Genomic DNA, 23,207 nt, shown 5'->3' on the forward strand with positions numbered 1-23,207 from the left:
GGAAACGGACCCAGTTCGCGCATGCCTACCAGGCAAGCTCCCCTGCCTCATCCTGAAGGGTTCCCGTCGGACCGGACGAGTCGAGTGTCGCAAGGCGCACGACGACTCGGGCGCTCTCTGTGACGGGCCGTCCGATTCCGAAAGCGGCGGTCATGTCCGTGGCAGTGGTGCCGGGCTCAAGGGCGTTGAACTTGATGCCCGGCTGGGACTTGGCGTACTGCAGCGTCAGCATGGTCACGGCCGACTTGGATGCCGCGTACAGGTGAAGCGGCATCGCATATTCAGGACGCTCGGGATTGGTCACCGCCCAGAACGATCCCATGCTGCTCGAAACGGTGACGACGTTGGGATTGGACGACTTGCGAAGCAGTGGCAGTGCCGCCTCCGTGACACGCACGATTCCCACCACGTTCGTGTCGAACGATCTCAGGGCCGCGGGGCCGTTCACTTCTGTCTCAAGGATGCCCGCGTTGTGCACCAGGATGTCTAGCCGGCCTTCGGCGGCGTCGATGGTTGTCAGCGCGCTGGCCACCGACGCCTCGTCCGTCACATCAAGCTGGACGAATCGTGCTCCGAGTTGGGCTGCGGCCTTCTCACCCCGCTCAGCGTCTCGGGCGCCGATGTAGACCACGTGTCCCAGCTCCAGAAGCTGTTTGGCCGTCTCGAAGCCGATCCCCTTGTTCGCGCCGGTGATCAATGTGATGGTCATGGTCGTACTCTCCGATCTGTCGTGGCTGCAGGTGTTGTGCTGCCGTACGGGGTTTCCTGTGGCTGTAGCCGGGGTGATTGCGGGCGTCGCCATGTGTTTGCTGAACGCCGGGCACGTCACACCGACGTGCCCAGGGCCCTCTTGAGTCAGGGTCGACAGTCCCTCTGCCCGCTTCACGCGGCCTGGCGACGCAGGGGAATCGAGTGGCCTGAATGGCCTCCGGGGCGAGATCGGGTTACGCGCGAAGGCCCGGTCGTGCAAGGCCCCGGTCGGGCAGAGCACGGTCGGGCAGGGCTGATCGTGCGGGACCGATCGTGCACGGAAGGCGGTGTCGACGCTGCTGGTCGGAGAGGCTCGGGAACCAGGTGAGCCGAATCGACCGGCTTTGTGTTTTCAGCGCAGGCGCTGGTGAGACGGGTGCACTGCGCGGCTCAGGTTGGTGACCAACTGCTCCCGGGTCTGTCCCTCCACGATGTGCCTCCACATCGGCGTCCCGGGAGCGCTGCGCCATGACTCACTCAACGGACTGTTGTCCACGGTGTCGTACCCGAACTCGTCGAACAGCTTGGTGACGAGCTCGACGGCTTCACGGTAGTCGCTGGAAACCGCCAGGGCCTTGCGGTCCGGCGCGCCGGCAGGCCTGGCCAACTGGATCAGACCGGGAAGAGCGTCGGGGAGAGCGTTCGGGCGCGGGTGGTGCTGGACGTGGGTGAAGGCCTTGGCGATTTTCGAGGCGGGCAGCGTCTCCTGACGCAATTCATGGACGGTCTTCGCACCGGAATCGACCTCCGGATAACTGCCGTCGCGCCAAGGCATGTAGTTGTTGGTGTCGAGTACGACCTTGCCCGCAAGCTCCTCGACGGGCAGCTTCTCGCCGCGTGTGTACTGGAACGCAAGGACCACGAAGTCGCCGGCCGCCGCAGCCTCCGCCGCTGTCGCGGCACGGACCCGTGCGCCCAGATCCTCGGCCAGCTGCGTCAAGGTGTGCGGTCCTCGTGTGTTGGCGATCACGACGTCGTAGCCGTGGATGATGGCTGCGCGGGCGATCGAGCGGCCGACCTGGCCAGAGCCGAGGATCCCGATGGTTGTCATGCGTATCTTCCTTCTGCGGGTGATGCCGCTACTGGGCGCGCTTGACCGGCGCGATGACTCGGCGCATCGCGCACCACGCGCCGGCGAGTGGCCGAGCCGGTTCGTCCGCCTCAGTTGTTGCTCAGTTGAGCCTGCTGACCCTCGTGTCGGGTGTATCGAGCCGGCATATCCGCGGAGGCGAGAAGTGACAACTTGTCAGCGTCGGTGGACCCGGCGTCGGCGTGGTAGATGACCAGCATCAGGCTTTCGGTACCGCTGATCGCCAGGCGTTCCCGGTTCATGCTCAGCTCACCGACCTGCGGATGATTGAACCGCACCTGTGTGCCGTACTGTGCGCGGACCTCGTGGCGCGCCCAGAGCTGGCTGAATCGCGGGCTTGCCAGCGACAGTTCACCGGTGAGTTCGATGAACCGCGGGTCGTCGATGTCGGTGCCGACTGCCTGCCGCAGGTTGGCCACGAAGCACTCCGTCATGGATTCCCAGTTGGGGTACTGCGCCTGCTCGGCCGGATCGAGAAAGAGATCCCTCAACTGGTTCCTGCCCACGGTCAGCCCCGGATCAAGGGCCCCGGCAAAGCCGTTCGCGGCGAGGATGTCGAAGTACCGCCCCTCGATGAAGGCCGGCTGAACGAGCGAGTCCAGCAGCTTGAGCGCACCGGGAGGCACCGTCTCCGTACGCGGGCGGCGACGACGCGCGCGCGGAGTCTCACAGGCCAGAGACAGCAGGTGCTTCAGATGCTCGTCATCGAGTTGCAGTACGCGCGCTATGGACTCCAGCACCTGGACCGACGGGTTGCGATCGCGACCTCGTTCCAGGCGCAGGTAGTAGTCGACGCTGATACCGGCCAGCATCGCCACCTCTTCGCGACGCAGACCAGGCACACGTCGTGCGCCACCGGCGGGGATGCCTGCCTGCTCCGGTGTCACAAGTTCCCGACGCGCCCGTAGAAAAGCACCCACAGGATTCGATTTCTCGTTCACGCAACTCACCATAGTTCGCTATATGGCGCATATAGGGGGCCCTGTCGCACCCCCCTCCCGGGGTCTCTTCGTCGGACCCCTACGAGGAGGCCGGCCCGCATGGGGCTGGTCGCACGCGAAAGGTCCAGGAAGCTTGAACCAGTGTCAGCCCGGTTCCATTCCGCACGAGCTGTCCCGAGCGAGCGGAATCAGATCTGCGCGTAGCCGCCGTCGATGAACCACTCGGCGCCGTTGACGTAGGTCGTGGCTTCCGACGCCAGGAGCAGCGCCACCTCTCCGACCTCTTCGGGCTCACCGATCCTGCCGACCGGAACTGCGTCGGCGAACTGCTTGAGGACGTCGGCCTGCTGCTCCTCGGGCACCGTCCCGAGCAGGCCGGGCGTCTTGATGGGCCCGGGGCTCAACAGGTTGACTCGGAATCCGTGCTCTCTTGTGGTGCGAGCCCAACTGCGGGCGAAATGCCTCACTGCTGCCTTGCTGGCTCCGTACACCTCCGAGCCGGGGTCCGCCGTCGGGACGTGGACGACCCCAGCAGGATCACCGACGCACCTCGCGACAGAAGTGGCATGGCCTTTTGCACGGTGAACACGATGCTCTTGACGTTGACCGCAAAGATGGTGTCGAAGTGCTCCTCCGTGGTCGTGCCCAACGGTGCGATGACCCCGAGGCCGACGTTGGCCACGAGGACGTCGATCCGACCCGCCTGTTCCCTCATGACGTCGTAGAGGGTGACCACAGCCACCTTGCCCTTGAGAGAACGGGTTCATAGCCTCTCCCTTCAATGGGTACGTTTAATAAATGACACTTGCGTCAACAGTAGGAGTGGGTGTTAGTCATGTCAACGCGTGTTCCGACAGGGAGAACACGCGGTCGCAGCCCCAGCGACCCCATCGCACATTGCTCACGAAGGGGTCACCTCACGGGGCCTCAGCTCATGAAGGTGTCACCAGCAGGCGACGTGTTCTCCTGCCGCCCGACCGGATCGGACGCGAAGGCGAAGAGGTGCCAATCCGCGTCGCATCCAGCTCATCCGCCCCAGCCGAAGTCATGCCGCAGCCGTCCACCAGCCACGCACCCAGCAGTCCAGGGGACACCACCAGCGAGCCCACCACCGGCGAAGGCATCGAGCCCAGCGGGCAGCCGACACACGCCACAGACTGCTCACGAGCGACCCACGAGCCGTCCGCCCGACCGCAGACTCAAGTCGCGCGAAGCGAACAGCCCCTCGATCACCTGCGCTCCCTCGGACTCACCGCCGCCCCAAGTGTTCTGCCTCTGGAGGTTGCAGACGCCTCGTCCGCCTCGCCACAGAGGACACGCGCCGCAGCCCGGTCCACCGAATCGACAAGACCGTTAATCTTTTGACGTTATAGTCCACGACGGTTACCGTTGCAGGGGTAGCAGAATTGAAGGGCCGACAAAACAGGAGGCATCGGTGATCGACTGGGCTGGACGGCTCATTCCTTTGCCCGCCGACGTTGTGGAGCGCTACCGCGGCGCCGGATTGTGGGGCACTCTCCCCATAGGTGCGGAGTTCCATGAGGTCGCTGCCAGGCGGGCCCTGCACCCGGCCGTAGTCGCCGAGGAGGGGTCACTCACTTACGCCGAGCTGGACGTAGCCAGTGACCGGCTCGCTCTCGGCTTCGCCGACCTCGGCTTTGTTCCAGGCGACCGGGTCCTCGTCCAGATGACGAACCGGCTGCACTCGATCATTTCGTGGTACGGCATGCTCAAAGCCGGCCTCATTCCGGTATGCACCCTGGCAGCTCACCGTGCCCACGAGATCGGCTCGATCAGCCGGAAAGTCGGCGCCGTGGCCCATCTGGTCGAGTCGCGTCCGTCGGGCTTCGACCTGGTGGCCTTCGCCGTCGAGCAGCAGGTCGACCACCCGACGATGCGGTACGTCCTCACCGCGGGCGCTCCCGCCGATGCACCCGGCACCGCGATCGAGCGGCTCATCAGCGAGTCCGATCCGGTGCTCGCCCGGGAGCGGGTCGCTGCCATTCAGGCGGCGATCGACCCGGATGAGATCGCCTGTTTCCAGCTCTCCGGCGGCACCACCGGTGTGCCGAAGATCATCCCGCGGCTCCACGCCGAGTACTGGTACAACGCCCGCGTGTTCGCCGAAGCCGGCGGCTGGGACGAGAGCACCCGTACGGCCCACTTGATTCCGATCATCCACAACGCGGGCGTCACCTGCGGGCTGCACGCCGTCCACAGCGTCGGTGGCACTCTGGTGCTCGGGACCGCGGTCCTCGACCAGGCACTCCCGCTCGTCGCGCGTGAGAAGACCACCAACGTGCTCATCGGGCACGGCCACTACAACATCGTCGAGCACCCGCTCTTCGATGAGGCGATGGCCTCGATGAAGCGGGTGCTGCTCTCGGGAGCCAAGGTGCCCATGCATGTATTCGAGGCCTTTGACAGCCGGGGCATCTGGGTGGGTCAGACCTTCGGCATGGGTGAGGGCTTCTTCGCCGCGTCGACCGCCGCCTCCACCCGTGAGGCCCGTCTGACAACGGTCGGCGTCCCGAACTCGCCGTACGACGAGTTCCGCGTATTCAAGCCCGGCACCGAGGAAGAGGTGCCGGACGGCTCCGTCGGCGAGCTGGTGACCCGCGGGCCCTACACCATCCGCGGCTACTTCGACGCCCCCGACATCAACGCCACTGCGTTCACCTCGGACGGCTTCTACCGCACCGGAGATCTGGTGGCCGCCCGCACCATCGGTGGTGAGCGGAGCATCTCGGTCGAAGGCCGTCTGAAGGACCTGATCAACCGCGGCGGCGAGAAGATCAGCGCCGAGGAGGTCGAGAACCTCCTCCTGAAACACCCTCGAATCGTCGCCGCCGCCGTCGTGGCAATGCCCGACGAACGCCTTGGTGAGCGAGCCTGCGCCTATCTCGTCACAGCCGACGAGCCCCTGACCATGCAGGAGGTGCAGGAGCACCTCGACTCACTCTCACTGGCGAAGTTCAAGTGGCCCGAGCGGCTTGAATGGCTCCCGGAGTTGCCCAAGACCCCGATCGGGAAACTCGACAAGAAGTCCCTCCACCGCGACATCGCCGCCAAGGTGGCAAGCGAACGGTGATCTGACCCGCGAGGCGGAGCCCCCCATGCAGGTCGTCCTGCATGGGGGGCTCCGCCTCGTCCGACGTCAGCGGGGCGACTCATGTCCGTGAGGCTCCGACTCGCATCCGCAGCCACTGCCGCGTGTCACCGGCAAGGAGGCGTCCGCGGCGTCGCACCTCGTGGTTCGGGATCTGACGACCCCGGAACTGCCCAACCCCCTCTCCTTCGAGGTCAGGGCCGGTGAAGTACTCGGCATCTGCGGCCTGGTGGGCAGTGGAACGCGCGAGCTGGCGCAGGTACTGGTAGGCGACCAGAAACCCACGGGTGGCTCGGCCACGCTCAAGGGCAGACAGCTGGGCCTTGGGAAGCCCGAAAGCCTGACCCGGGACAAGTGCACCGTCGTACCCACCCGGGGAAAGGCAACGCGAGGGCCTCTTCGCAGGCCTCGGAATCCGCGAGAACCTGTTGCCGACGCGCCGCGAGTTCGGGGCCTGGACGCGCACCGGCTTCCGGCGCCCGCGCCGCGAGACCCGAGCGGTGCGCGACATCAGCGAAATCTTCGCGGTGGTCCCACGCGACCTCCCGGACCGCGACGTGTCCGAACTCAGCGGCGGCAACCAGCAAAAGCTGGTTTTCGCACGGGCTCTCGCGGACCGCGGCTCGCCCACGGCGGCCATCGGCTGACGCAGCACGAAACCGCTGAGCAAGGAGAGACACCGATGAGGAAGGCTGTACCGCACGCATTATCCACAGGCCGAGCGCTCGTAACCCGTCCACGCGGCGCCATAGCCACCGCCCAACCCCAACCACCGCGCCGACGGCGCCGAAGACGGCTGCCGCCGGCCGCTGCCAACCGTACCGCCGCCCTGCGCACCAACCGGCCAATCCGATGCCGCTGCACGGAACCCGGTGCTGCGGCCGGGCAGCGGGCCGCGGTCACCTTCGCCGTACTCGATCAGCTGCCGACGCTGACGTTCACTCAACCGTGCGGTCGAAGATGTGTTGGTTACCCCGCTGCCAGTGCTCGACTTGGCGAACCTTGGTGATGCGCCACCCCTGGTCACGGACGAGGTGGTACTCGTAGTAGCCCACCTGCTGCTGAAACTCTCCGCCCGGGAAGTCTTTGATGTAATGGGTGGCGTTCAGGGTCGACCATGCCACCGCCTCATCACCTTCGATCGTGATCTGGTGGTTGGCGCTGATGTGCTGCGTGGCCGTGTACGACTCGAAGACCCGCCGCACGGTCTGAAGAAGTTTGTCCCGCTCCCAGCGGACCCACCTCCTCGTACGGATGACATTGAGGTCGATCTCGTCGGCGAAGCACGAGGCGAAGTCGTCCCACCGGTGGCGATCGATGCTCACCGCGTATCTGCAGAGGACGTCGATGATCGCGAGCCGGTCCTCAACCGCGACGATCCGTTCAAGAAGGGCCTTGTCCGACACGTTCACTCCTCCGTCACGTGCTTCATCAGATTCTCCATCGGCGTGTGATCACCATGCGCCGCGGCACTGCTCCGGTACGCACCACTCCGGTACGCGGGGAAGGGCGGGTCGCTCGTGGTGGGCGTGCTCCGCGCCTTCCCGTCCTTGAGTCTGTGCGCCTATTCGGGCTTCGCTCCGGTCAGACGGAACCCTTCGCCGTCCTCGACTATGTAGCCGGCACCGGGCCCGGTGAAGTGAGTGCCGAGGATGAGCAGATCCGTGCCGGCGACCTTCTCGAAGAAGGCCCGCCGGTTCCGCGCCGAGGCGTCGACGTCCCAATCGCCTTGCGAGCTCCACTCCGGACGGGCGATCTGCATCGGGTGGTGGATGAAGTCACCCGTGACGAACGCGGAGTCTCCCTCCGAGGTCAACCGCACGCTGTGGTGCGCCGATGTGTGACCCGGCGTCGACTCGTAGCGGACACCCGGCACGATTTCGGCGTCCGCGGGCACCAACTCCAGCAGCCCGGCATCGATGACCGGCTGGAACGACTCGTCCTGGATGAGCTGCGTCTGGATGGACAGACTCTCGGCGTCGGCCAGGAAAGCCCGGGCAATGAGGTCTACGTCGTCATCCGCGTCACCATGCGTGCCGGCGCCGTCCGAGGGGATGATGTGGGCGAGATGGCGTTCGTACTCGTCCCTGACGAGCATCAGTCGCGCATTCGGGAAGGTGGGAACCCAGCGGCCCTCGGCATCCTGCATCGAGCACCAACCGACGTGGTCGAGATGCAGATGCGTACAGAGGACGATGTCGATGTCGTCGCGCCCGTAACCCGCCTCCTTGAGCCGATCCAGGAAGGCAGTGTCCAGTCCGCTCCAGATCGGCTGCATGGGATAACTCTTGCCGTTCCCGCAACCGGCGTCGATCAGGACCACTGCCTCACCGGTGTCCACCACGTAGGAGTGAATGTCCCACAGGGTCTGACCGGCTTCGTTGGCATAGTCCGGATACATCCAGTCGATTCCCCGAACCACCTCCGGCGTCGCCTCGGCGATGAGCCCGTCCAGCAGACCGACCTCGATCTGAAGCTCCGGGACCTCAGTCACCTTGAACTTGCCAACCTGCCATGTGCGCATGGCACACCCTCTCGATCCGAGCCGCATGGACTATAAAGTTAAATAATTGACATATTTGTTTAGCGCAATCGATGCGTTCGCAAGCGGTGTCACCCCCTGAAGCTCAATATGGGCGCGCCTACCCGCATCGCACCTTCACTCAGCGCACCCAGGGCATCGCTGACCTGCAACAATGCCACCAGCGTAGGGTGCCCGTGAGCCGATCACACGGCGTAAGCCCTTCCGTAACCGGCACACTCCCCTCGGCGGCGGCGATCCTCCTGGGCGACTGAGGCGCCGACTACCGACTTGTCGAAACGATGGCGGCCGTGTCCTTGTAGAAGTGCACCAAACGTGACAGGTTTCAGCATCAGCCGGATGTCCCGCTTCCCCGGCTCGGCACGGCAGAACTCGTTCTCGGCGTCGTAGAAGCGTTGGGTTCCCGTCAGTGGGTCGAACTTGGGCACGGCCTTACCTGCTTTCATTCGTCGGAACAAAAACTTCATCGTCTGACGCGTGCGTCGAATCGTCGGTGCAATCACTGGTGCGGCCCCACGCAAGGAGGCCGACATCCGCCCGCGGGAGGGCTTTCAGGCCGGGCCGCGCGGTGCGCATCGCACCGCCCACCCGGCTAGACCTGGGCCGTCGGCATGGCGGCGTTCGACTGCACCCGTCTCAAGGCCTCCGTATTGCCCTCGGCCCAGGAAATCGTCATCAGCTTGCGAATGATCTTCCAGCCGTCCGACCGGACCAACCGATACTCGTAGCAGCCGACTTCACGCTGGAATCTCTCGCCGGCTTCTTCCTTGAGCCAATGGGTGGCGTTCAGTGTGGCCAGGCAGGTCGCTTCGTATCCGGAGACCGTCACCTGGTGGTTGGCGCTGATGTGCTGGCAAGCATCCATCTGACCGTAAACCGGGTCGACGATCGCTACCAGTTCCTCACGGCGCATGGTGACCCAGCCGCCCATGATCGGCATGTGGATTTCGATCTCGTCGGCGAGGCAGGCTCCGTAGTCGTCCCAACGCTTCAGATCGAGGCTGGCCGCGAACTTGGCGGCGACATCGATGATGTTCGCGCGGTCGACAAGAGGCGGAATCGCCTCGACGGAATCCATGCTGATGCGCCTTCCTCGCGTCACGCGGCGACTCATCGCCCGCGTCAGGTCGGACAGTGAGTGCGAGACTAGGGAGGGCTCAACTGCGTCGTCAATAATCGGTCTGTTATGTAGAACACGCTCGGTCCTCCGCGGGAACACATGTTTGTGCCCGGCAGGTGGCGCCGGAGCCGAGAAAGGGCCTTCCGGCCGCTCAGGGCCGGGGCAGGAGCCGAATGTGCTGCTACGGGCTGTGCGCGGCGAAGCCCGCCGGGTCAGGGCCGTCGCCGATGGGGGCTCAGAAGCGCTCGGCGATCCAGGCGGCGATACGGGATGCCGCCAGTTCATTGCCGGTCGGCTCGCCTTGAGCGAGCCGGCCTCCGAAGTGGGTGCCGTCGACCGCCCCGACGCTGAGGTCCTTGCTCGGAATGGCCGCCGTGAAGCGCGCGATGTCCGCAGGAAAGGACGCCTGGTCACCGGTGAACTCCAGGAGAAGCATCGGCACGGTGATGCCGGCCGCGCACCGCAGGAAGTCGGCGTTGGTCGTGGTGGCGCTCCAGGTCGACATCCACGCTTCCGCGGTCGAGAGCCGGCCGAAGCCCACCAGCCCGTGGTTGGTGAGGTCGGGCCGCTTGCCGAACAGCGATCCGTAGGGGCGCTTGTTGGCGTCGAGGCTCAGGTCGACGTTCCGCAGATCGGCGTCGGTGCGATAGACGGTGATCAGAGCCGGAGCGAGGGCGGCACGCCGATCGGCCGCTTCGTCCGAGGCTTTGAAAGCCGCGTTGGCACGCCGGCGCGTCGCGACGAGCTCCGCCGCAACCGCGTCGATGCGGGCCACCCGGTCCCGCTGTGCCGCGCGGTACGCCTCGACGAAGTCGGCGGGGTAGCGCGAGGATCCGGGGGCGTCGACGAAGCCGTTCGCCGGGTTGAAGGCGTCCAGCTCCGGATCCCGCGAGAGCGGGTCGGCCTCGTCGACCACCGACGGGTCGATGACGCGTTGCAGCAGCGCGCCCTGGCCGGGGTGCGGCGCGAGCGCGACGAACCCGCTCGGCACCGGCATGTCGGTATCGGCCAGGGGGACCGGCCGGCCCGACGGCGTACGCGCCAGCCGCTCACCCGGCGCCAGCTCCGCCTGCTGGATGTAGAAGGCGCCCAGCGTGCCGCCGCCGGAGTGTCCCAGGGGCACGACTGATGCGAATCCGAACTCGCGGAGAAACACCTGCCCGGCGGCGAAGTCGATGATGGCCTGCTCGTGGAGCAGATTGAGGTCGTTGTTGGGTGACCGGGTCCCCTGTGTCCACACGGCCAGCCCGGCGGCTAGGAGGTAGGGGACGAGGGCGTGGTAGGTCACATCCTGACGCGGGTGCATCAGACTGACGACGGTGCGCGCCCCCGCCGGACGGCGCAGCACGCCGGTCACCTGCGCGCGATCCGACGTCCTGAGCTGGTGGACCGAGGTCGTGATGCCGTCGGGCTCGGCGACGGCGGCTGTGTAGCGGCCGGCACCCAGCCGGCGGCTGTCGGCGTTCATCGTGCCTCCGTGGTCAGGGTGTCCTTGTCCCACTGCGCGATACGCCAGCCGTCCAGGCCCGCGATGCAGCTGTACCAGACGGCGTGCCGTACCCCGGTCGCCTGCCGGTCGATGGCGATGGGCGCGTCGGACTCGATCACGAAGTAGGGCCCGATCTTGCCGACTTCGACGTCCGAGAGGTCCCGTGCGACTGCGGCGATCGGGACGTTCTCCGGCACGTCGAGCAGGAAGAGACGGTGCCCCATCAGCGCGCCTCCTGAGTGGCGGCCCACTTCGGGGCGCGTTCGACGATGAGTTCCGCCTTGCGGACGAGCAGGTCGTCCATCGAGTGACCGGGCTCCTCGGCGATCTGGATCAGGGCCTCGATGGTGAGGTCGGCGTCCAGGTCCTCCTGGGGCGTCACCGGCCGCAGCGCCCTGGTGATCTCGAAGAAGTAGCCGTTGGGGTCGTGGGTGTAGATCGACTCGATCGTCTCGTGCTGGATCTGCATCTCGACGGGCCATTCGCTGGCGTCGAGCCGGCGCCGGTACTCCAGCAGGTGTTCCTCGGAGTCGACGTGGAGCGCGAGATGGCGGGAACGCACGAACCACTCCGGTGTGCTCTCCGGGAAGCGGGCGTAGACATCGCCGGAGCCGAGAGTCGTGTCAGGCTTCGGCAGGTCGAAGTAGTAGAAGAACGCGATGCGGTCTCCGTTGCCGATGTCGAAGAAGAAGTGGATGAAGTCCGGGTGGTCCTGCGGGCCCCAGCCGGCTGCGCAGATGGAATGCACGACCGGGAAGCCGAGGACATCACGGTAGAACTTCACCGTGTTGACCGGGTCGAACGTCGGGAAGGCGACGTGGTCGACTCCCGCGACGAGGTGCTGGTTGTTGAGTTCGTTCATAGTGGACTCCTTGACAAGGGTCTGTCGTCAGACCGACGGGGCAAGGGTGGCGTCGGAGCGCAGCAGGAACCCGGCCTGAGGGATGGTGAGGGGGAGGTCGTTGGCCTTGAGGATGCTGTAGGCGCCTGCCGTCGCCGCGGAGATCACCGGCACGCCGAGTTCCTGCTCGGCGGCCTCGACGAGCGGGAGCGACGGCATCTGGACACAGGCGGAGATCACGACCGCGTCGACACCGTCGAGGTACAGAGAACGGGCCGCCTCCATCACCCGGTCTCCGGGAATGCAGCCGACCTCGCGGTTGTCCTCGACCCCCAGCGCGCGCCAGTCGGCGATGTCGAAGCCCTCGGCTGCGAGATACGCGACGACCTGCTCGGCCAGCGGCCGCATGTAGGGCATCACCAGGGCGATCCGGCGAGCCCCCAGGCCGTGCAGGCCCTCGATCAGCGCGCCCGCACTGGAGCGGACCAGCGCCTCGGAACCCCCGGTGGCCAACTGCTCGGCCACCAGTCCCTCGACGCGGCGGTGCTCGCCTGGGCCGCCGACCATGATCGCGACCAGGCACGCGTAGAGGATCAGGTCGGGCGAGGCGTCACCGAGTTCGATGATGCAGCGCTCACGCTGGGCGTTCATGGCGGCGAGGCCCTCAGGCGACACCTTGGCCATCCGCATCCGCGAGGAGTGGAACGAGAACGATGCCCCGGGATGCCGGGAGAGGATCGCCGGCAACTCCGTCTCGACGGTGACGTTGGAACTCGGCACCACGAGACCCACCTGCACATGCTTCATCGCGTTTCCTTTCAACTCGATGTACACCTTGCAGGTTTCAACTTCTGCGATTAAAAGTCAACGCTACCGTAAAGAACGTTGAGCGGCCGAGCACCCTTGCCGGTCATAAGTGGTCGAAGGGCGCCCTGACCAGGGCGCCGGAAGCATGGGTACGTGCCCGTCGCGGATGGCGCACCGACTATCCACGGTCGCGCGGCAGGCTTCTCGCCCGGCGGGGGGGACGGAGGCGGGACCGATTGCGGTCGATCGGATCCGCAAGTCCGTGCGACTCACCCGGGCGTTCCTCCGGAGGCCGTGCCGAATGGCGAGCCGGAACGTAAAAGGTACCTCCTGGACTGGAGCGACAGGGCTTGTTCAGCGCTCCGCCGTCGGCTCCGCCGCCCCTGGCACGAAGGCACAGGTACACGACACGGGGGCCGCATTCCGGGTTCGTCGTCGCCCGGCTCAGCAGGAACTAGTTGTATTGATCACAAGCGTTGTCAACGCTTGTGATCAATACAACTAGCGCGTGTGAATACCGCCGTCGACCACGAGGACCGTGCCGGTCAACGCCTGGGCGCCGTCCGACGCGAGGAAGGCGACGCTTCCCCCTGACACAGGGGGGACGGCTCTCCGGAGCAGCCGCATGGACCTGCGGGCCCGCACTCCCCCAGCCGGAGGCCTTCGAGAACCGCCGCCCCTCCACTCACGCCCGCTCGCGCCCGCGAGGTCGTTCCCGCGATGCATGACCGCGTTCCACTCAAGGGATGAGGAGCAGCTTTCCGGTGGTCTTGCGGGACTCGATGTCCGCGTGGGCCTGGGCTGCTTCCGGCAGGGGGTAACGGCCGGTGATACGGACGACCAGATCACCCTTCTCGACGAGCGAGTACAGCTCGGCGGCGTGCGCGGTGAGTTCCTCACGCGTGCGGATGTAATCCTCCGTCACACCATAGGTGAGGCGGGTGCTGCGAGGAATGTCGTTCATCGCGATGGTGGGCACATCCCCGATCAGCGGCCCGTAGAACACCAGAGTGCCGTGCGCGCGCAGCACTTGCAGTGATGCCGCGAACGTCGTCGCGCCCGCGCCGTCGAACACCGCGTGCACACCCTCACCACCGGTGATCTCGCGCACCCGGTCCACAAACGCGTCACCGGTGGATACCAGGACATGATCGGCGCCGGCGGCGGCAGCCAGGTCGACCTTCTCCGGCCGCGACACCAGACCGATCACAGTGCCGCCGCGTGCCTTGATGATCTGGGTGAGCAGCAGCCCCACCCCGCCGGCGGCCGCATGGACAAGCGTGACCTCCCCTGGCTGCACCGGGTGCGAGACGGTGGCGAAGTGCAGCGCGGTCAGCCCCTGCAGGAGCACGGCCGCGGCCGTCTCGTCGTCGATGGCGTCGGGCACCGCGACGACACCTTCGACGGGGAGCACAATCTGCTCCGCGTAGCTCTGGAAGGTGTTGATCGTCAGCCACGCGACACGATCACCCGGGGCGAACTCACGCACACCCTCGCCCACCTCCACCACCACACCGGAGCCTTCCGCGCCCGGCACATCGGTCAGCGCCTGCCTGCGGATGGCGGTGTCGAAGAAGTTCACCCCCGCCGCACGCACATCGACCCGTACTTCCCCTGGACCCGGACGAAGCGCCGGCCGCTCACGCAGCTGCAGCACCTCCGGTCCCCCTGCTTCGTTGATGACAATCACCTTCATAACGACCAACGTACGCGTCAAATAATATACTCGCAAGTTCAAAGTTGCGATGGCCGCCGAGAAGGGCGCCGTGACCCGTTGCGCACCGTCGAAGCCGCCGTGGGCGGGATCCGCGAACACGAACGGCCCCCTTCGACGACACGCGCCGACACGGCGTCACCATTCCGGTCACCTCCCCCGCCACGGTCAGAAACCTTTCAACCTTGCCCAGGGCCTGCGCGGAGGAGTCGAATTTTTGACATACGCCGCCGCACCAGCCCGTAGGATGACGCCATGGCGAAGAATCCCACCCCGGCCAAGAAGTCGGCCCGGCGGCAGACTCCCCCGACCGACGGGGCGCCGGCAGCCTCTCCGCGCAAACAGCTCATGGAGAACGAGGTACTTGAGCACGCGACGCGCCTGTTCGCGGAGCGAGGGTTCGCGGGAACGAGCCTGCAGGATGTCGCGAACGCCATGGGGCTCAAACGGCCCGCTCTCTACTACTACTTCAAGAGCAAGGAGGATCTGCTCGACCGCCTGATCGACGAGAGCGTCAGTGGACCGGCCCGTGATCTCAAGATCATCGCTGAGCAGCCCGACCTGAGCCCGTCCGAGCGCCTGCACGCCATGATTCGTCAGAACGTCAGGTGGGTGCTCACCCACACCGCCCGATTCCTCGTGCTCATCAAATCGGCAGCAGAGCTGTCACCGGAGAGTGCCCAGAAGCTCACCACCAGCAGCCGTGAGTCGATCGACACCGTTGCCGCAGTGATCGAGGAAGGGATCGAGGCAGGCGAGTTCAGGCCGGTGAACCCCCGCGTCGCGGCGCTCGGCGCTTTCGGGACTTCCAACTGGGCGGCCTGGTGGTACAAGCCGGGCGGAGCGGACTCGATCGATTCCATCGCCGACCAACTGGCCGACCTTGCCCTTGCGAGCGTGCAACGCGTCGAGCATGCCTCCGAGACCGCCCTGAGCACGCGCAACGTACTCGCCCAACTGCGCCAGGACCTCGATCGGCTTGAGCAGGCACTCGACCGCGACCAATAGCCAGGGAAACCGCGCCGCTGACCACGCATCAGGCCGCCCTCCGGCAGGCCCGCTCCCCCGTTCATGGCGATCGGGGTGCCTCTTTGTCACAACCGGAGAGACCACGCCCGGCGGACGTTGTCCGCTTGCGCGGCTTCGACCCAGTGCGGCGCGCACAAACACCTACCTGGGATCTGTCGGCGGCGTAGAGCGCGGTGCGATCCCTGTTCGCAGGTCGGGTTCGGCGCCGCTCGCGGAGTCCACGAGCGGGGCCGAACGGTATGGGCGCAGGTGGGCCCGTCGGATATTGCCGGTCGGTGTGCGACCGGGATGGCGGCGCGCAAGCCCGTCCACCGGCCCCGTACGACGAGTGGTTCAGTCCGAACCCGGTGGACGTTTCAAGATCGCTCCGCGGCAAGGCGCCGGTAGCACCGATAGGTGGCGAGCATTCCGAGGTTCCCGCCCGCTGTTCCTCGCGCCCGAGTCTCCTCAAGCGGCCTCGCGATCTCCACGAGATCCTCCGCGGGAATCGGCTGGGGGTCGCCGACCAGATACGCCTGATGCGTCGTCGACGACAACTCGTTCAGGTGCAGTGTCCGCACGATCGCATCCTCCATGCCATCCCCGGCGACGGTGGCACCGTACCCGCGCATGAGGTGCGGGCTTTCACGCACTGCTGGAACTGCTGGGGCAGGTTCAGGCGGGTGGCCAGTTGTGAAGGGCGGCGTCCGCGACCCGTTGGAGTTCGTCGCGGGTGGCGCCCGTGGCCGCCTGGACTGCGATGCCGTTCGCCATGGTCATGAGGTAGTGGGCGAGGGCGTCCGGGTCGGTGCCGGCGGGCAGGTCGTCTTCGTCGATGGCTCGTTGGAAGCGGTCGCGAAGCTGTGCTCGGCCGTCGTTGCGCCATGCGGCGAGCTCGTCGGCAACGTCCTGTCCGAGGTGGCCTGCGGCCAGGAAGCCCTGGACGCCGAGGCATCCGGCCGGACAGCCTGCCAGGGTGGAGGCATGAACCGAGCCGGCGAGGTAGGCGGCGGCCACCTCTCGGGCGGTGGGCTCCTGCAGTGCGCGGGTGCTGTATGAGGCGGGCCCCTCGGCGTAGCGTTCGAGGGCCTTTCGGAAGAGGTCTTCCTTGTTGCCGAAGGCCGCGTACAAGCTGGTCTTGGTGATTCCCATGGCCCGGGTCAGGTCGGTGAGGCTGACGCCGGCGTAGCCGTGTTCCCAGAAGACGACCATGGCCCGTTGCAGGGCCTCGTCGGTGTCGAACCCTCGCGGTCGGCCGATCGGTGCCCTGCTCGTAGCTTCCACGCTGCCGATCCTACTCCTTCTGTTCTGACCGGACCAGAAGTGCTACGGTCTCATTGACGTTCTGTTCCGTTCGGAACAGAACAGAAATATGGAGAGGTCACATCATGGGAACGCTCGAAGGCATGACGGCTGTTGTCACAGGCGGAGGCACACGGGGGATCGGCCGGGCCACCGCTGCACGGCTGGTGGCCGAGGGGGCGCACGTGTTCATCACCGGCCGACGCGAGGCCGAACTGAAGGACGCGGTCGAGTCCATCGGCTCCGCGGTCACCGCGGTGCCGGGCGACATCACCGACCCGGCCGATCTGGATCGGCTGTACGAGACGGTGCGCGACCGGGGGCGTGGCCTGGACGTGCTGTTCGCCAACGCGGCCACCGCCTCGTTCGCGACGCTGGAGCAGACCACCGCCGAGGAAATCGACCGCATCTTCGCGGTCAACGTCAAGGGCACGCTCCTCACCGTGCAGAAGGCTCTCCCTCTCCTCAACGCCGGCGCCTCGGTGATCCTGAACGCCTCCACGGCCGCCGACAACGGCACACCGGCGTTCGGTGCGTACGCGGCGTCCAAGGCCGCCGTCCGGTCCTTCGCGCGGACCTGGGCCAACGAACTCAGCAGCCGGGGCATTCGTGTCAACGCGATCTCGCCCGGGCCCATCGACACCTCCGGCATCACCGAACTCGTCGGCGAGGAGAACTCGGCCGCCTTCAAGGCGGACATCGGCTCGAAGCTCGCCATCGGCCGGATCGGACGCCCGGAGGAGGTCGCCGCCGCGGTCGCCTTCCTCGCCTCCGCGGACAGCAGCTACATGATGGGCGCCAACCTGTACGTAGACGGCGGCGAGAACCAGATCTGACGCGACTACGCGACTGGGCGACGCCTGTGCCGGAGGTGACGCGCTGCCGTTGCCGGCTGTCCGCAGAGACTTGAGCCGACCGTCAAAGCCCGCCAACCTGGTTCATCGGCCGTGAACTCGGCTCGCCGCCCGGCGCAGCACCGTTGCGAAGACGAACCGTCCTTGGCTTGTTCCTCATTTGTTGATGTCTTCCAGGCTTGCCGATGGTCTTGCGAGTCTCAGGGCGCCTGCCGGTCTTGTCGACACTGCATCGGTAGATAAGGAACAAGCTCAGCCCTGTCCACGCCTTCCATCGATGGAAACCCCTCGCGTGCATGCCCCTCCCGCCAGCCCAAGCACGCGGTTGGTGCCCTACATCACCGGCCGTGAGGGCGAGATGCCCGACTACCTCGCCTCGCTGCGCGGCACCTACGGCCCGGACGGGCGCCTGCACCTCGGCTACCGAGACGAGGCGGAAGGAGACCGGGACTTACGGGGCGTGCTGTGGGGCCGCTGCTCCCAAAGGATCAGCGAGGACAACTGGCCCACCGGGCGACCACGTTGGCGGATGGTGCACCCCTCCCGGCAGCGCGAGTGCATGGAACTATTGCGCTGCCAAGTCTGCGCCCAGCCCGCCCGCACCCCAAGCGGCTACCTCTTCCTCGCCGGGCCGAACGAGGTGCGGCCGACGGACGCGGTGGTGCGGACCGCGCAGCCGCCGATGTGCCGGACGCTCGCCCCCGTGGCGGCCGAACAATGCCCTCACCTCGCAGGCCGGCCGCTGGTGTTCCTCACCCGCAGCGCACCGCTGTATGGCGTCATCGGCACCCCCTACCACTACAGCCACGACGGGCTGCAAGCCCTGCCCGCCAACGACACTCCCCCGCTCTACGGGCACCCAGGACTGCGCTGGTTCCTCGCCTCCCAACTCGTGCGCCGCCTGCGCGCCTACACCATCCACCCCCTGGACGACCTCCCCACCACCCCATAGCCACCACCCGATGGGCCCGATGGCCAGCCCGGCCTGGCCATCGGGCCAACCCAGACCCCGGCGCGGGGAGCGTGATCGGCCGTTCCCCCGCGTCCCCGAGCTGTTGCCCTTGCACCGAGTCAGGATGCGCGGGCGGCTGCACTCCCCCTCCTTGCTCGTGCCACCGGCACGCTCCGCAACCAGCCCTTGTTCGACGAGGTGACGCAGGAGACCGACCGACTCCTCAACCAGACAGAGCACACCTCGCTGTTCAACCCGTATGCACTGCACGAGATCCGGTTGCGCGGGTTGATCGCCACCGGCCGGATCGACGTCGCCCTACAACTGGTCGAGCAGGGCAGCCCTCTGCCGACGACCACCGTCGCGCCCCAGTGGCGCGTGATCGAAGTCTGTCAAGGGGGGCGGAGGATGGAGAACGTCCATGAAGAAGGGGACCGGGACGACGTGAAGCGCCGCACGCTGCTGGGCAGCACCGCCATCGGCGTAAGCGCGGCTGCCGAGCCATGGGGGCGGCTGGCCTTCGCTCTCAGCAAGGGTTCCCGCATCGATACTCCCGCTGCGGTCGCGCTCATCAATCGAGCTGCTGACCTGCACGTCCAGGAACTCAATGTCAGTGCCCGCCGCCTGCAAGGCACGGTTGAATCGCACCTTGACGCGATCACGGCGGCCCTGCCTCACGCCGGCTGTGGATCTCGCCCGTGCTGCCCGGCCGCGCGCACGACCTCACAGCGGCCCGCACCCACCGGATCATCCGGATCTGCGAAGGCCAGGGCGTCCCGATCCTCGCCGACCGTGCTTACATGGGAGCCGGCCCGCGGGTGACGACACCCCTCAGACGCCCGCCGGGCCGCGGGCTCACCCCCACCCAACAGACCGTCAACCGCGCGCTGTCCGCGGCACGGGCACCGGTCGAGCGTGGTGTCGCGCGGCTGAAGTCGTGGCGGATCTTCCGCAAGTCCCGGTGCAGCCCGAATCGAATGACGTCAATCGCAGCAGCGGTTCTCACCTTGGAGCAGCAACGCTGAAAAGGCTCACTGAGTCGCGTCGCTGAGTGTGGCGCTCCGGAAGCGGCCCGGCGCAATGCCGTATTTGCGGCGGAAGGCTCCGCCGAACGCGAACTCCGTGGAGTAGCCGATCTGGCGGGCGATCGCCGCCAGCGGCGCCGTCGTCTCCCGCAGGAGGCGGGCACCGCAGGCCAGCCGCCAATCCGTCAGGTACGCCATCGGCGGTTGGCCGACCGCCGCGACGAACCGCTGGGTGAGCGCCCGTCGCGGCGTGCCCACGGCCGCGCTGAGCTCGTGCACGGTCCACGGCCGGTCCGGCCGGCGGTGCAGCTCGGCCAGCGCGGCGGCGATCACCGGGTCACCGACCAGCGGCAGGCGGGGGTCGTGCTGCTTTGCCAGCTCGTCACGCAGCGCGTACGTGAGGATCAACTCGATCAGCGCCGGGCGGGTCGCGCCGGAACCCGGCCGGGGGTCGGACACCTCGGCCGTGAGCAGGCCGACCAGCGATCGCAGATGCGGACCGTCCGTCGACACTACGGCGATCCCCGCCAGCGCCCGCAGGTACTGCGGCAGCGAGCCATGGTCGAGCCAGTACGCACCGCAGAGAAACTCGGCCTCGACCGGATCACCGTCCGGCTGGTCGGCGCCCAGGTGCGCCGCAGGCAGATGCTCGATGCTCGCCGAGGCGTGGCTGAGCCCGTGCTCGACCCCGGATGGATTGAGCACGACGTCACCCTCGGTCAGGGCCTGAGGCTCGCCTCCGGCCGTTATCAACCAGCCGCTGCCCTTCGTCAGAATGTGGAATCCGCTGACGTCGAACGCCGGATAACGCATGCCCCACGCCCCCGTCCGGCGGATCATGCACGACTCGGCGCGCCCAACCCGGACATTGGCGATCACTTCCGCGAGCAGATCCACGACGCCCACGATAGCCCGAGCGCGTATGCATCGGTCCCGGCGGAGCATGTCCCGACCGCCCGGCCGCTAGTTGAGTTACCGGCATGAACAACAGTGTGAACGTTTTCGACATCAGCCTGCCGGCCACCGTGCAGTGGGTTGAACCGACGACAACCATCATCGCGAACCAACTGCTGGACGAGTGCGCGCTACCGCCGGGCGCCCGGGTGCTGGACGTGGGCACCGGCACCGGCCCGCTGGCAGAGGCCGCCGCCCAGCGCGGGTACCGGGTGAATGCGATCGACACCGCGCCGATCCTCACTACGTACGTCACCGGGCGTCTGGCGCCGTTCCCGGGCAGCACCGCCGAGCTGATGGACGTCACCGCGATGACCTACCCGGACGACGCCTTCGATGCGGCGTTCTCCGTGTTCACCGTGATGTACCTGAGAGACGCCGTCCCGGCCGCGCTCGCAGAGCTGCGCCGGGTGGTGCGCCCGGGCGGCACGGTCGCGATCGTGCATTGGGCCCAGTCGTCCATGTCCCCGATCATGCGGGTGCTCTTCGAGTCGGCCGAGCCCCCGCTGGACGTTCCCGTGGACTACGTCGACGCGCACGAGCTGGCCGCCGCCGTCACCCGAGCGGGATTCCTCGACGTACGCGTCAAGCCGTCCACGGCCGACTATCTCTTCCCCGCGGCGGACGACGTCTTCTGGGAGTTCTCCTCGTTCTACGTCAAGCTGCCGCCGTTCCGTTCGTTGACCGCTGCCCAGCGAGCCACCCTGGAAACCGCGATGATCGACCGGACCCGCCGGATCGAGACCGGCCGCGTCCCGCGCCCGGAGCTGGTCTTCAACGTGGCCTACGCTCGGGTACCCGAATGAGGTGACGTACGTGGCCGTCGCTTCACCATGGTGAAGCGGGCCGGGCGGTGCTCGGCGAGTTACCGATCCGAGCACTGCAGCGGTCCTTCATAGGGGTCCGGGCCGACCGAGCTCATCCATTCTCTGGGCTGTGGACGAGCATCACCATCCCCTTTCGGGTTGTTGATAACTCGGTTGGTCCGGCTCGCGCTGCGATAGCGTCGCGGCGGGCCAGGCGAACGTGACCGGACCGATGACCCAAGAGGTGAGCGCACCGGTGACGACAGGCGAGACGGCTCAGCACGGGGTCGGCGACCGCCCGATGCCGGGCCTGGACGAGCCGGCCCCGGTGCTGCTGATCGGGGCGTCCAGATCGGGCAAGTCGACCCTCGGTCGGTCGCTGCCATCCGGCGTCGCAGATCGTGTCGCTGGACGCGCTCGCGCGGTGGTGGCCGACGACGAATGCGACCAGTCGGCCACCGGTGACGCGGTCGGGCTGCTGAAGGCGATCGTCGCGGCGCGGCTTGCTCAGGGGCTGACCACGGCCATGGGGGCAGGCCGAGTGGGCCGAACTGATCTCCTGACCGCCGCGCGGATGCCCTGAGGGCGGCGGTCGCCGACACCGGCCCCGACGTATGCCTGGCCCGGCGGCGGTCCCGGGCCGTTGCCCGGGCGTCGGTGGGGGCGCGCGGTGCCGCAGCCAGGACCTCAGAGCGGGGTCCTTGCCGTAGTCCGCGTCGGCAGCCACCCAGGAGAACGGCAGCCCACCGGCCACCGCGCCCTGCAGCATGGCGATGCCCAGCTGCGGCTTGGTGGCGAAGGCGGCCTCGTCGGGGACTCCGGCCTCCCGGCACCGCTCACGGTCGCCGGTCCAGGACTGCGGCAGGTACAGACGCCGGTCGTAGCAGGTGTGGCCACTCGCGGCGGCATGGGTGAGCATCACCATGACTTGGCAGTTGCGGACGTCACCGGTCGTCCCGCAGTGCTGGTGGCCGACCCCGACGGACTTGTCACCCTTCTTGATCACCTGGGTGTCGTCCAGCACAAGCGTCGCGCCCGGATCCCCCAACTCCCGCGCCGCGTAAGCCTGCACCTCGGCCGGCAGTCCGTCCGCGCTCCAGGACGCCTCGCCCAGAAACCTCTGGATCCGGTGCGGGGTGGCATGCCCGGCTCGCCCGGCCATCGTCCAGCCGTTCTTCCGGCCCAGGTCAGACAGACGCTCACTCACCCTGTCTTCTTCGGTTCTTCGCCGAAGCCACCGCCCCCGGATCTCCCTGTGAGGTCTGGTCTCCTTCCCTCTACTCTCGTCGCGCGGCCCGACGGAGGAGGAATCGCGGGTCCCGACCGGATCCCGGGAGCTCAACCGGGGGCACGACGCGGTCGTTGCGGTGCGGGAGCGGCCGCGCCTCGATGCGCGGCAGTCTGACTGTTTCGGTCGCCGAGGCGGGCAGGGTGCCTGTATCCCATCCAGGGAAGCGGAGCGTGATCGTATCTGCTTCTGTGGATGGCGACGGTGCTGAGCCCGTGTCCGGGTTCACCGTTGGTGACTGCTGCCGCATGCCTGCGAACGGATTGCGCCAGAAGTGGGCACGTGGGGTTCGCCAGTTGTAGTGCAGGGCCAGGAGCCGCAGTCCGAAGGCGAACAGTGAGGCGCCGATGGCGGTGCCGACGTTCAGTAATCCGGTGAAGTACAGCAGAGCGGTCGAGGTGGCGCCTGCGAACGCGGGCAGTGCGTACAGATCGCGGTTCCAGCGGAGCAGCGTCGGCTGTTCGAGGGCGAGGAGTTGGGCGAGCACGCCGCCGCCGACGGCGCTGGCGCATCCGAGCGCGACCGCGGCGGGAACGTTGAAGCCATGCGTGAGTGCCTTGATCGTGCCGGTGACGCTGAACAGCCCCAGCGCTGCTGCGTCGGAGAGGTCGAACA

General features: G+C 67.1%; 22 protein-coding genes and 3 pseudogenes. 8 read left to right on the forward strand and 17 right to left on the reverse strand.

The features are described from left to right. Positions 1-25: 25 nt before the first annotated feature. The 4 genes and pseudogenes from ACWDGI_RS30160 to ACWDGI_RS30175 form a co-directional block, all read right to left on the reverse strand. Positions 26-709, reverse strand: a complete 684-nt coding sequence (locus tag ACWDGI_RS30160; protein ID WP_450764306.1) for an SDR family NAD(P)-dependent oxidoreductase — start codon at positions 707-709, stop codon at positions 26-28. Positions 710-1,102: 393 nt separating this feature from the next. After that, positions 1,103-1,957, reverse strand: a complete 855-nt coding sequence (locus tag ACWDGI_RS30165; protein WP_450764369.1) for an NADPH-dependent F420 reductase — start codon at positions 1,955-1,957, stop codon at positions 1,103-1,105. Next, positions 1,912-2,781, reverse strand: coding sequence for a helix-turn-helix domain-containing protein (locus tag ACWDGI_RS30170; RefSeq protein WP_450764308.1), 870 nt, complete (start codon positions 2,779-2,781; stop codon positions 1,912-1,914). Before ACWDGI_RS30170 ends, ACWDGI_RS30165 begins: the two co-directional genes overlap by 46 nt. 188 nt (positions 2,782-2,969) lie before the next feature. Next, positions 2,970-3,496 (reverse strand): annotated as a pseudogene (locus ACWDGI_RS30175) (SDR family NAD(P)-dependent oxidoreductase). A gap of 720 nt (positions 3,497-4,216) precedes the next feature. Between ACWDGI_RS30175 and ACWDGI_RS30180 the strand changes: the two are divergent. From ACWDGI_RS30180 to ACWDGI_RS30190, 3 genes and pseudogenes are all read left to right on the forward strand, one after another. Further along, positions 4,217-5,872 (forward strand): (2,3-dihydroxybenzoyl)adenylate synthase, encoded by a 1,656-nt coding sequence (locus ACWDGI_RS30180; protein WP_450764310.1) that lies wholly within the window; start codon positions 4,217-4,219, stop codon positions 5,870-5,872. Between the two features lie 160 nt (positions 5,873-6,032). After that, a pseudogene (locus ACWDGI_RS30185) lies at positions 6,033-6,248 on the forward strand (ATP-binding cassette domain-containing protein); the annotation flags it as partial. Between the two features lie 142 nt (positions 6,249-6,390). Then, positions 6,391-6,537 (forward strand): hypothetical protein, encoded by a 147-nt coding sequence (locus ACWDGI_RS30190; protein ID WP_450764373.1) that lies wholly within the window; start codon positions 6,391-6,393, stop codon positions 6,535-6,537. Between the two features lie 291 nt (positions 6,538-6,828). On the opposite strand, the gene ACWDGI_RS30195 is transcribed toward ACWDGI_RS30190, so the two are convergent. The 9 genes from ACWDGI_RS30195 to ACWDGI_RS30235 form a co-directional block, all read right to left on the reverse strand. Next, on the reverse strand, positions 6,829-7,296 hold the full coding sequence (locus tag ACWDGI_RS30195; RefSeq protein ID WP_450764312.1) for a nuclear transport factor 2 family protein: 468 nt from the start codon (positions 7,294-7,296) through the stop codon (positions 6,829-6,831). A 158-nt stretch (positions 7,297-7,454) separates the two neighbouring features. After that, positions 7,455-8,414, reverse strand: coding sequence for an MBL fold metallo-hydrolase (locus ACWDGI_RS30200; protein WP_450764313.1), 960 nt, complete (start codon positions 8,412-8,414; stop codon positions 7,455-7,457). A 203-nt stretch (positions 8,415-8,617) separates the two neighbouring features. Beyond that, the gene (locus ACWDGI_RS30205; protein ID WP_450764315.1) at positions 8,618-8,860 is read right to left on the reverse strand and encodes a hypothetical protein; all 243 of its coding nucleotides are present in this window, start codon (positions 8,858-8,860) and stop codon (positions 8,618-8,620) included. 164 nt (positions 8,861-9,024) lie between these two features. Continuing rightward, positions 9,025-9,510 carry a nuclear transport factor 2 family protein gene (locus ACWDGI_RS30210; protein ID WP_450764317.1) on the reverse strand — a complete coding sequence of 162 codons (486 nt, stop codon included), beginning with the start codon at positions 9,508-9,510 and terminating at the stop codon, positions 9,025-9,027. 277 nt (positions 9,511-9,787) lie between these two features. Then, a complete protein-coding gene (locus tag ACWDGI_RS30215) occupies positions 9,788-11,020 on the reverse strand; it encodes a hypothetical protein (RefSeq protein WP_450764319.1) in 1,233 nt (410 codons plus the stop codon). After that, positions 11,017-11,265, reverse strand: a complete 249-nt coding sequence (locus ACWDGI_RS30220; protein ID WP_450764321.1) for a hypothetical protein — start codon at positions 11,263-11,265, stop codon at positions 11,017-11,019. The genes ACWDGI_RS30215 and ACWDGI_RS30220 overlap by 4 nt, the downstream gene beginning before the upstream one ends. Then, positions 11,265-11,903: a VOC family protein gene (locus ACWDGI_RS30225; RefSeq protein WP_450764323.1), complete on the reverse strand. Its 639-nt coding sequence runs from the start codon at positions 11,901-11,903 to the stop codon at positions 11,265-11,267. The genes ACWDGI_RS30220 and ACWDGI_RS30225 overlap by 1 nt, the downstream gene beginning before the upstream one ends. 27 nt (positions 11,904-11,930) lie before the next feature. Beyond that, positions 11,931-12,689, reverse strand: a complete 759-nt coding sequence (locus tag ACWDGI_RS30230; RefSeq protein WP_450764325.1) for a maleate cis-trans isomerase family protein — start codon at positions 12,687-12,689, stop codon at positions 11,931-11,933. Between the two features lie 739 nt (positions 12,690-13,428). After that, the gene (locus tag ACWDGI_RS30235) at positions 13,429-14,385 is read right to left on the reverse strand and encodes a quinone oxidoreductase family protein (RefSeq protein ID WP_450764371.1); all 957 of its coding nucleotides are present in this window, start codon (positions 14,383-14,385) and stop codon (positions 13,429-13,431) included. A 273-nt stretch (positions 14,386-14,658) separates the two neighbouring features. Between ACWDGI_RS30235 and ACWDGI_RS30240 the strand changes: the two genes are divergently transcribed. Continuing rightward, the gene (locus ACWDGI_RS30240; RefSeq protein WP_450764327.1) at positions 14,659-15,411 is read left to right on the forward strand and encodes a TetR/AcrR family transcriptional regulator; all 753 of its coding nucleotides are present in this window, start codon (positions 14,659-14,661) and stop codon (positions 15,409-15,411) included. A 675-nt stretch (positions 15,412-16,086) separates the two neighbouring features. On the opposite strand, the gene ACWDGI_RS30245 is transcribed toward ACWDGI_RS30240, so the two are convergent. Then, a complete protein-coding gene (locus ACWDGI_RS30245) occupies positions 16,087-16,695 on the reverse strand; it encodes a TetR/AcrR family transcriptional regulator (protein ID WP_450764329.1) in 609 nt (202 codons plus the stop codon). Positions 16,696-16,799: 104 nt separating this feature from the next. Between ACWDGI_RS30245 and ACWDGI_RS30250 the strand changes: the two genes are divergently transcribed. The 3 genes and pseudogenes from ACWDGI_RS30250 to ACWDGI_RS30260 form a co-directional block, all read left to right on the forward strand. Continuing rightward, positions 16,800-17,549: an SDR family NAD(P)-dependent oxidoreductase gene (locus ACWDGI_RS30250; RefSeq protein ID WP_450764331.1), complete on the forward strand. Its 750-nt coding sequence runs from the start codon at positions 16,800-16,802 to the stop codon at positions 17,547-17,549. Positions 17,550-17,895: 346 nt separating this feature from the next. After that, positions 17,896-18,519, forward strand: a complete 624-nt coding sequence (locus ACWDGI_RS30255) for a hypothetical protein (protein ID WP_450764333.1) — start codon at positions 17,896-17,898, stop codon at positions 18,517-18,519. A 668-nt stretch (positions 18,520-19,187) separates the two neighbouring features. Next, a pseudogene (locus ACWDGI_RS30260) lies at positions 19,188-19,544 on the forward strand (transposase family protein); the annotation flags it as partial. A 6-nt stretch (positions 19,545-19,550) separates the two neighbouring features. Here ACWDGI_RS30260 and ACWDGI_RS30265 read toward each other — a convergent pair. Beyond that, positions 19,551-20,441 (reverse strand): AraC family transcriptional regulator, encoded by an 891-nt coding sequence (locus tag ACWDGI_RS30265; protein ID WP_450764335.1) that lies wholly within the window; start codon positions 20,439-20,441, stop codon positions 19,551-19,553. A gap of 83 nt (positions 20,442-20,524) precedes the next feature. On the opposite strand from ACWDGI_RS30265, the gene ACWDGI_RS30270 reads away from it, so the two are divergent. After that, the gene (locus ACWDGI_RS30270) at positions 20,525-21,304 is read left to right on the forward strand and encodes a class I SAM-dependent methyltransferase (protein ID WP_450764337.1); all 780 of its coding nucleotides are present in this window, start codon (positions 20,525-20,527) and stop codon (positions 21,302-21,304) included. 112 nt (positions 21,305-21,416) lie between these two features. On the opposite strand, the gene ACWDGI_RS30275 is transcribed toward ACWDGI_RS30270, so the two are convergent. Continuing rightward, the gene (locus ACWDGI_RS30275; RefSeq protein ID WP_450764339.1) at positions 21,417-22,646 is read right to left on the reverse strand and encodes an IS701 family transposase; all 1,230 of its coding nucleotides are present in this window, start codon (positions 22,644-22,646) and stop codon (positions 21,417-21,419) included. Further along, on the reverse strand, positions 22,582-23,207 hold a 626-nt coding region (locus ACWDGI_RS30280), incomplete at its 5' end, for a TRIC cation channel family protein (protein ID WP_450764341.1). The genes ACWDGI_RS30280 and ACWDGI_RS30275, both read right to left, overlap by 65 nt.

The organism is Streptomyces sp. NPDC001220 (assembly GCF_053597895.1).

What these genes read in the sequence shown, in the direction of transcription:
- ACWDGI_RS30160 (WP_450764306.1), bottom strand. Translation starts at nt 709, where the DNA reads ATGACCATCACATTGATCACCGGCGCGAACAAGGGGATCGGCTTCGAG.
- ACWDGI_RS30200 (WP_450764313.1), bottom strand. Translation starts at nt 8,414, where the DNA reads ATGCGCACATGGCAGGTTGGCAAGTTCAAGGTGACTGAGGTCCCGGAG.
- ACWDGI_RS30210 (WP_450764317.1), bottom strand. Translation starts at nt 9,510, where the DNA reads ATGGATTCCGTCGAGGCGATTCCGCCTCTTGTCGACCGCGCGAACATC.
- ACWDGI_RS30215 (WP_450764319.1), bottom strand. Translation starts at nt 11,020, where the DNA reads ATGAACGCCGACAGCCGCCGGCTGGGTGCCGGCCGCTACACAGCCGCC.
- ACWDGI_RS30220 (WP_450764321.1), bottom strand. Translation starts at nt 11,265, where the DNA reads ATGGGGCACCGTCTCTTCCTGCTCGACGTGCCGGAGAACGTCCCGATC.
- ACWDGI_RS30225 (WP_450764323.1), bottom strand. Translation starts at nt 11,903, where the DNA reads ATGAACGAACTCAACAACCAGCACCTCGTCGCGGGAGTCGACCACGTC.
- ACWDGI_RS30230 (WP_450764325.1), bottom strand. Translation starts at nt 12,689, where the DNA reads ATGAAGCATGTGCAGGTGGGTCTCGTGGTGCCGAGTTCCAACGTCACC.
- ACWDGI_RS30235 (WP_450764371.1), bottom strand. Translation starts at nt 14,385, where the DNA reads ATGAAGGTGATTGTCATCAACGAAGCAGGGGGACCGGAGGTGCTGCAG.
- ACWDGI_RS30240 (WP_450764327.1), top strand. Translation starts at nt 14,659, where the DNA reads ATGGCGAAGAATCCCACCCCGGCCAAGAAGTCGGCCCGGCGGCAGACT.
- ACWDGI_RS30250 (WP_450764331.1), top strand. Translation starts at nt 16,800, where the DNA reads ATGGGAACGCTCGAAGGCATGACGGCTGTTGTCACAGGCGGAGGCACA.
- ACWDGI_RS30270 (WP_450764337.1), top strand. Translation starts at nt 20,525, where the DNA reads ATGAACAACAGTGTGAACGTTTTCGACATCAGCCTGCCGGCCACCGTG.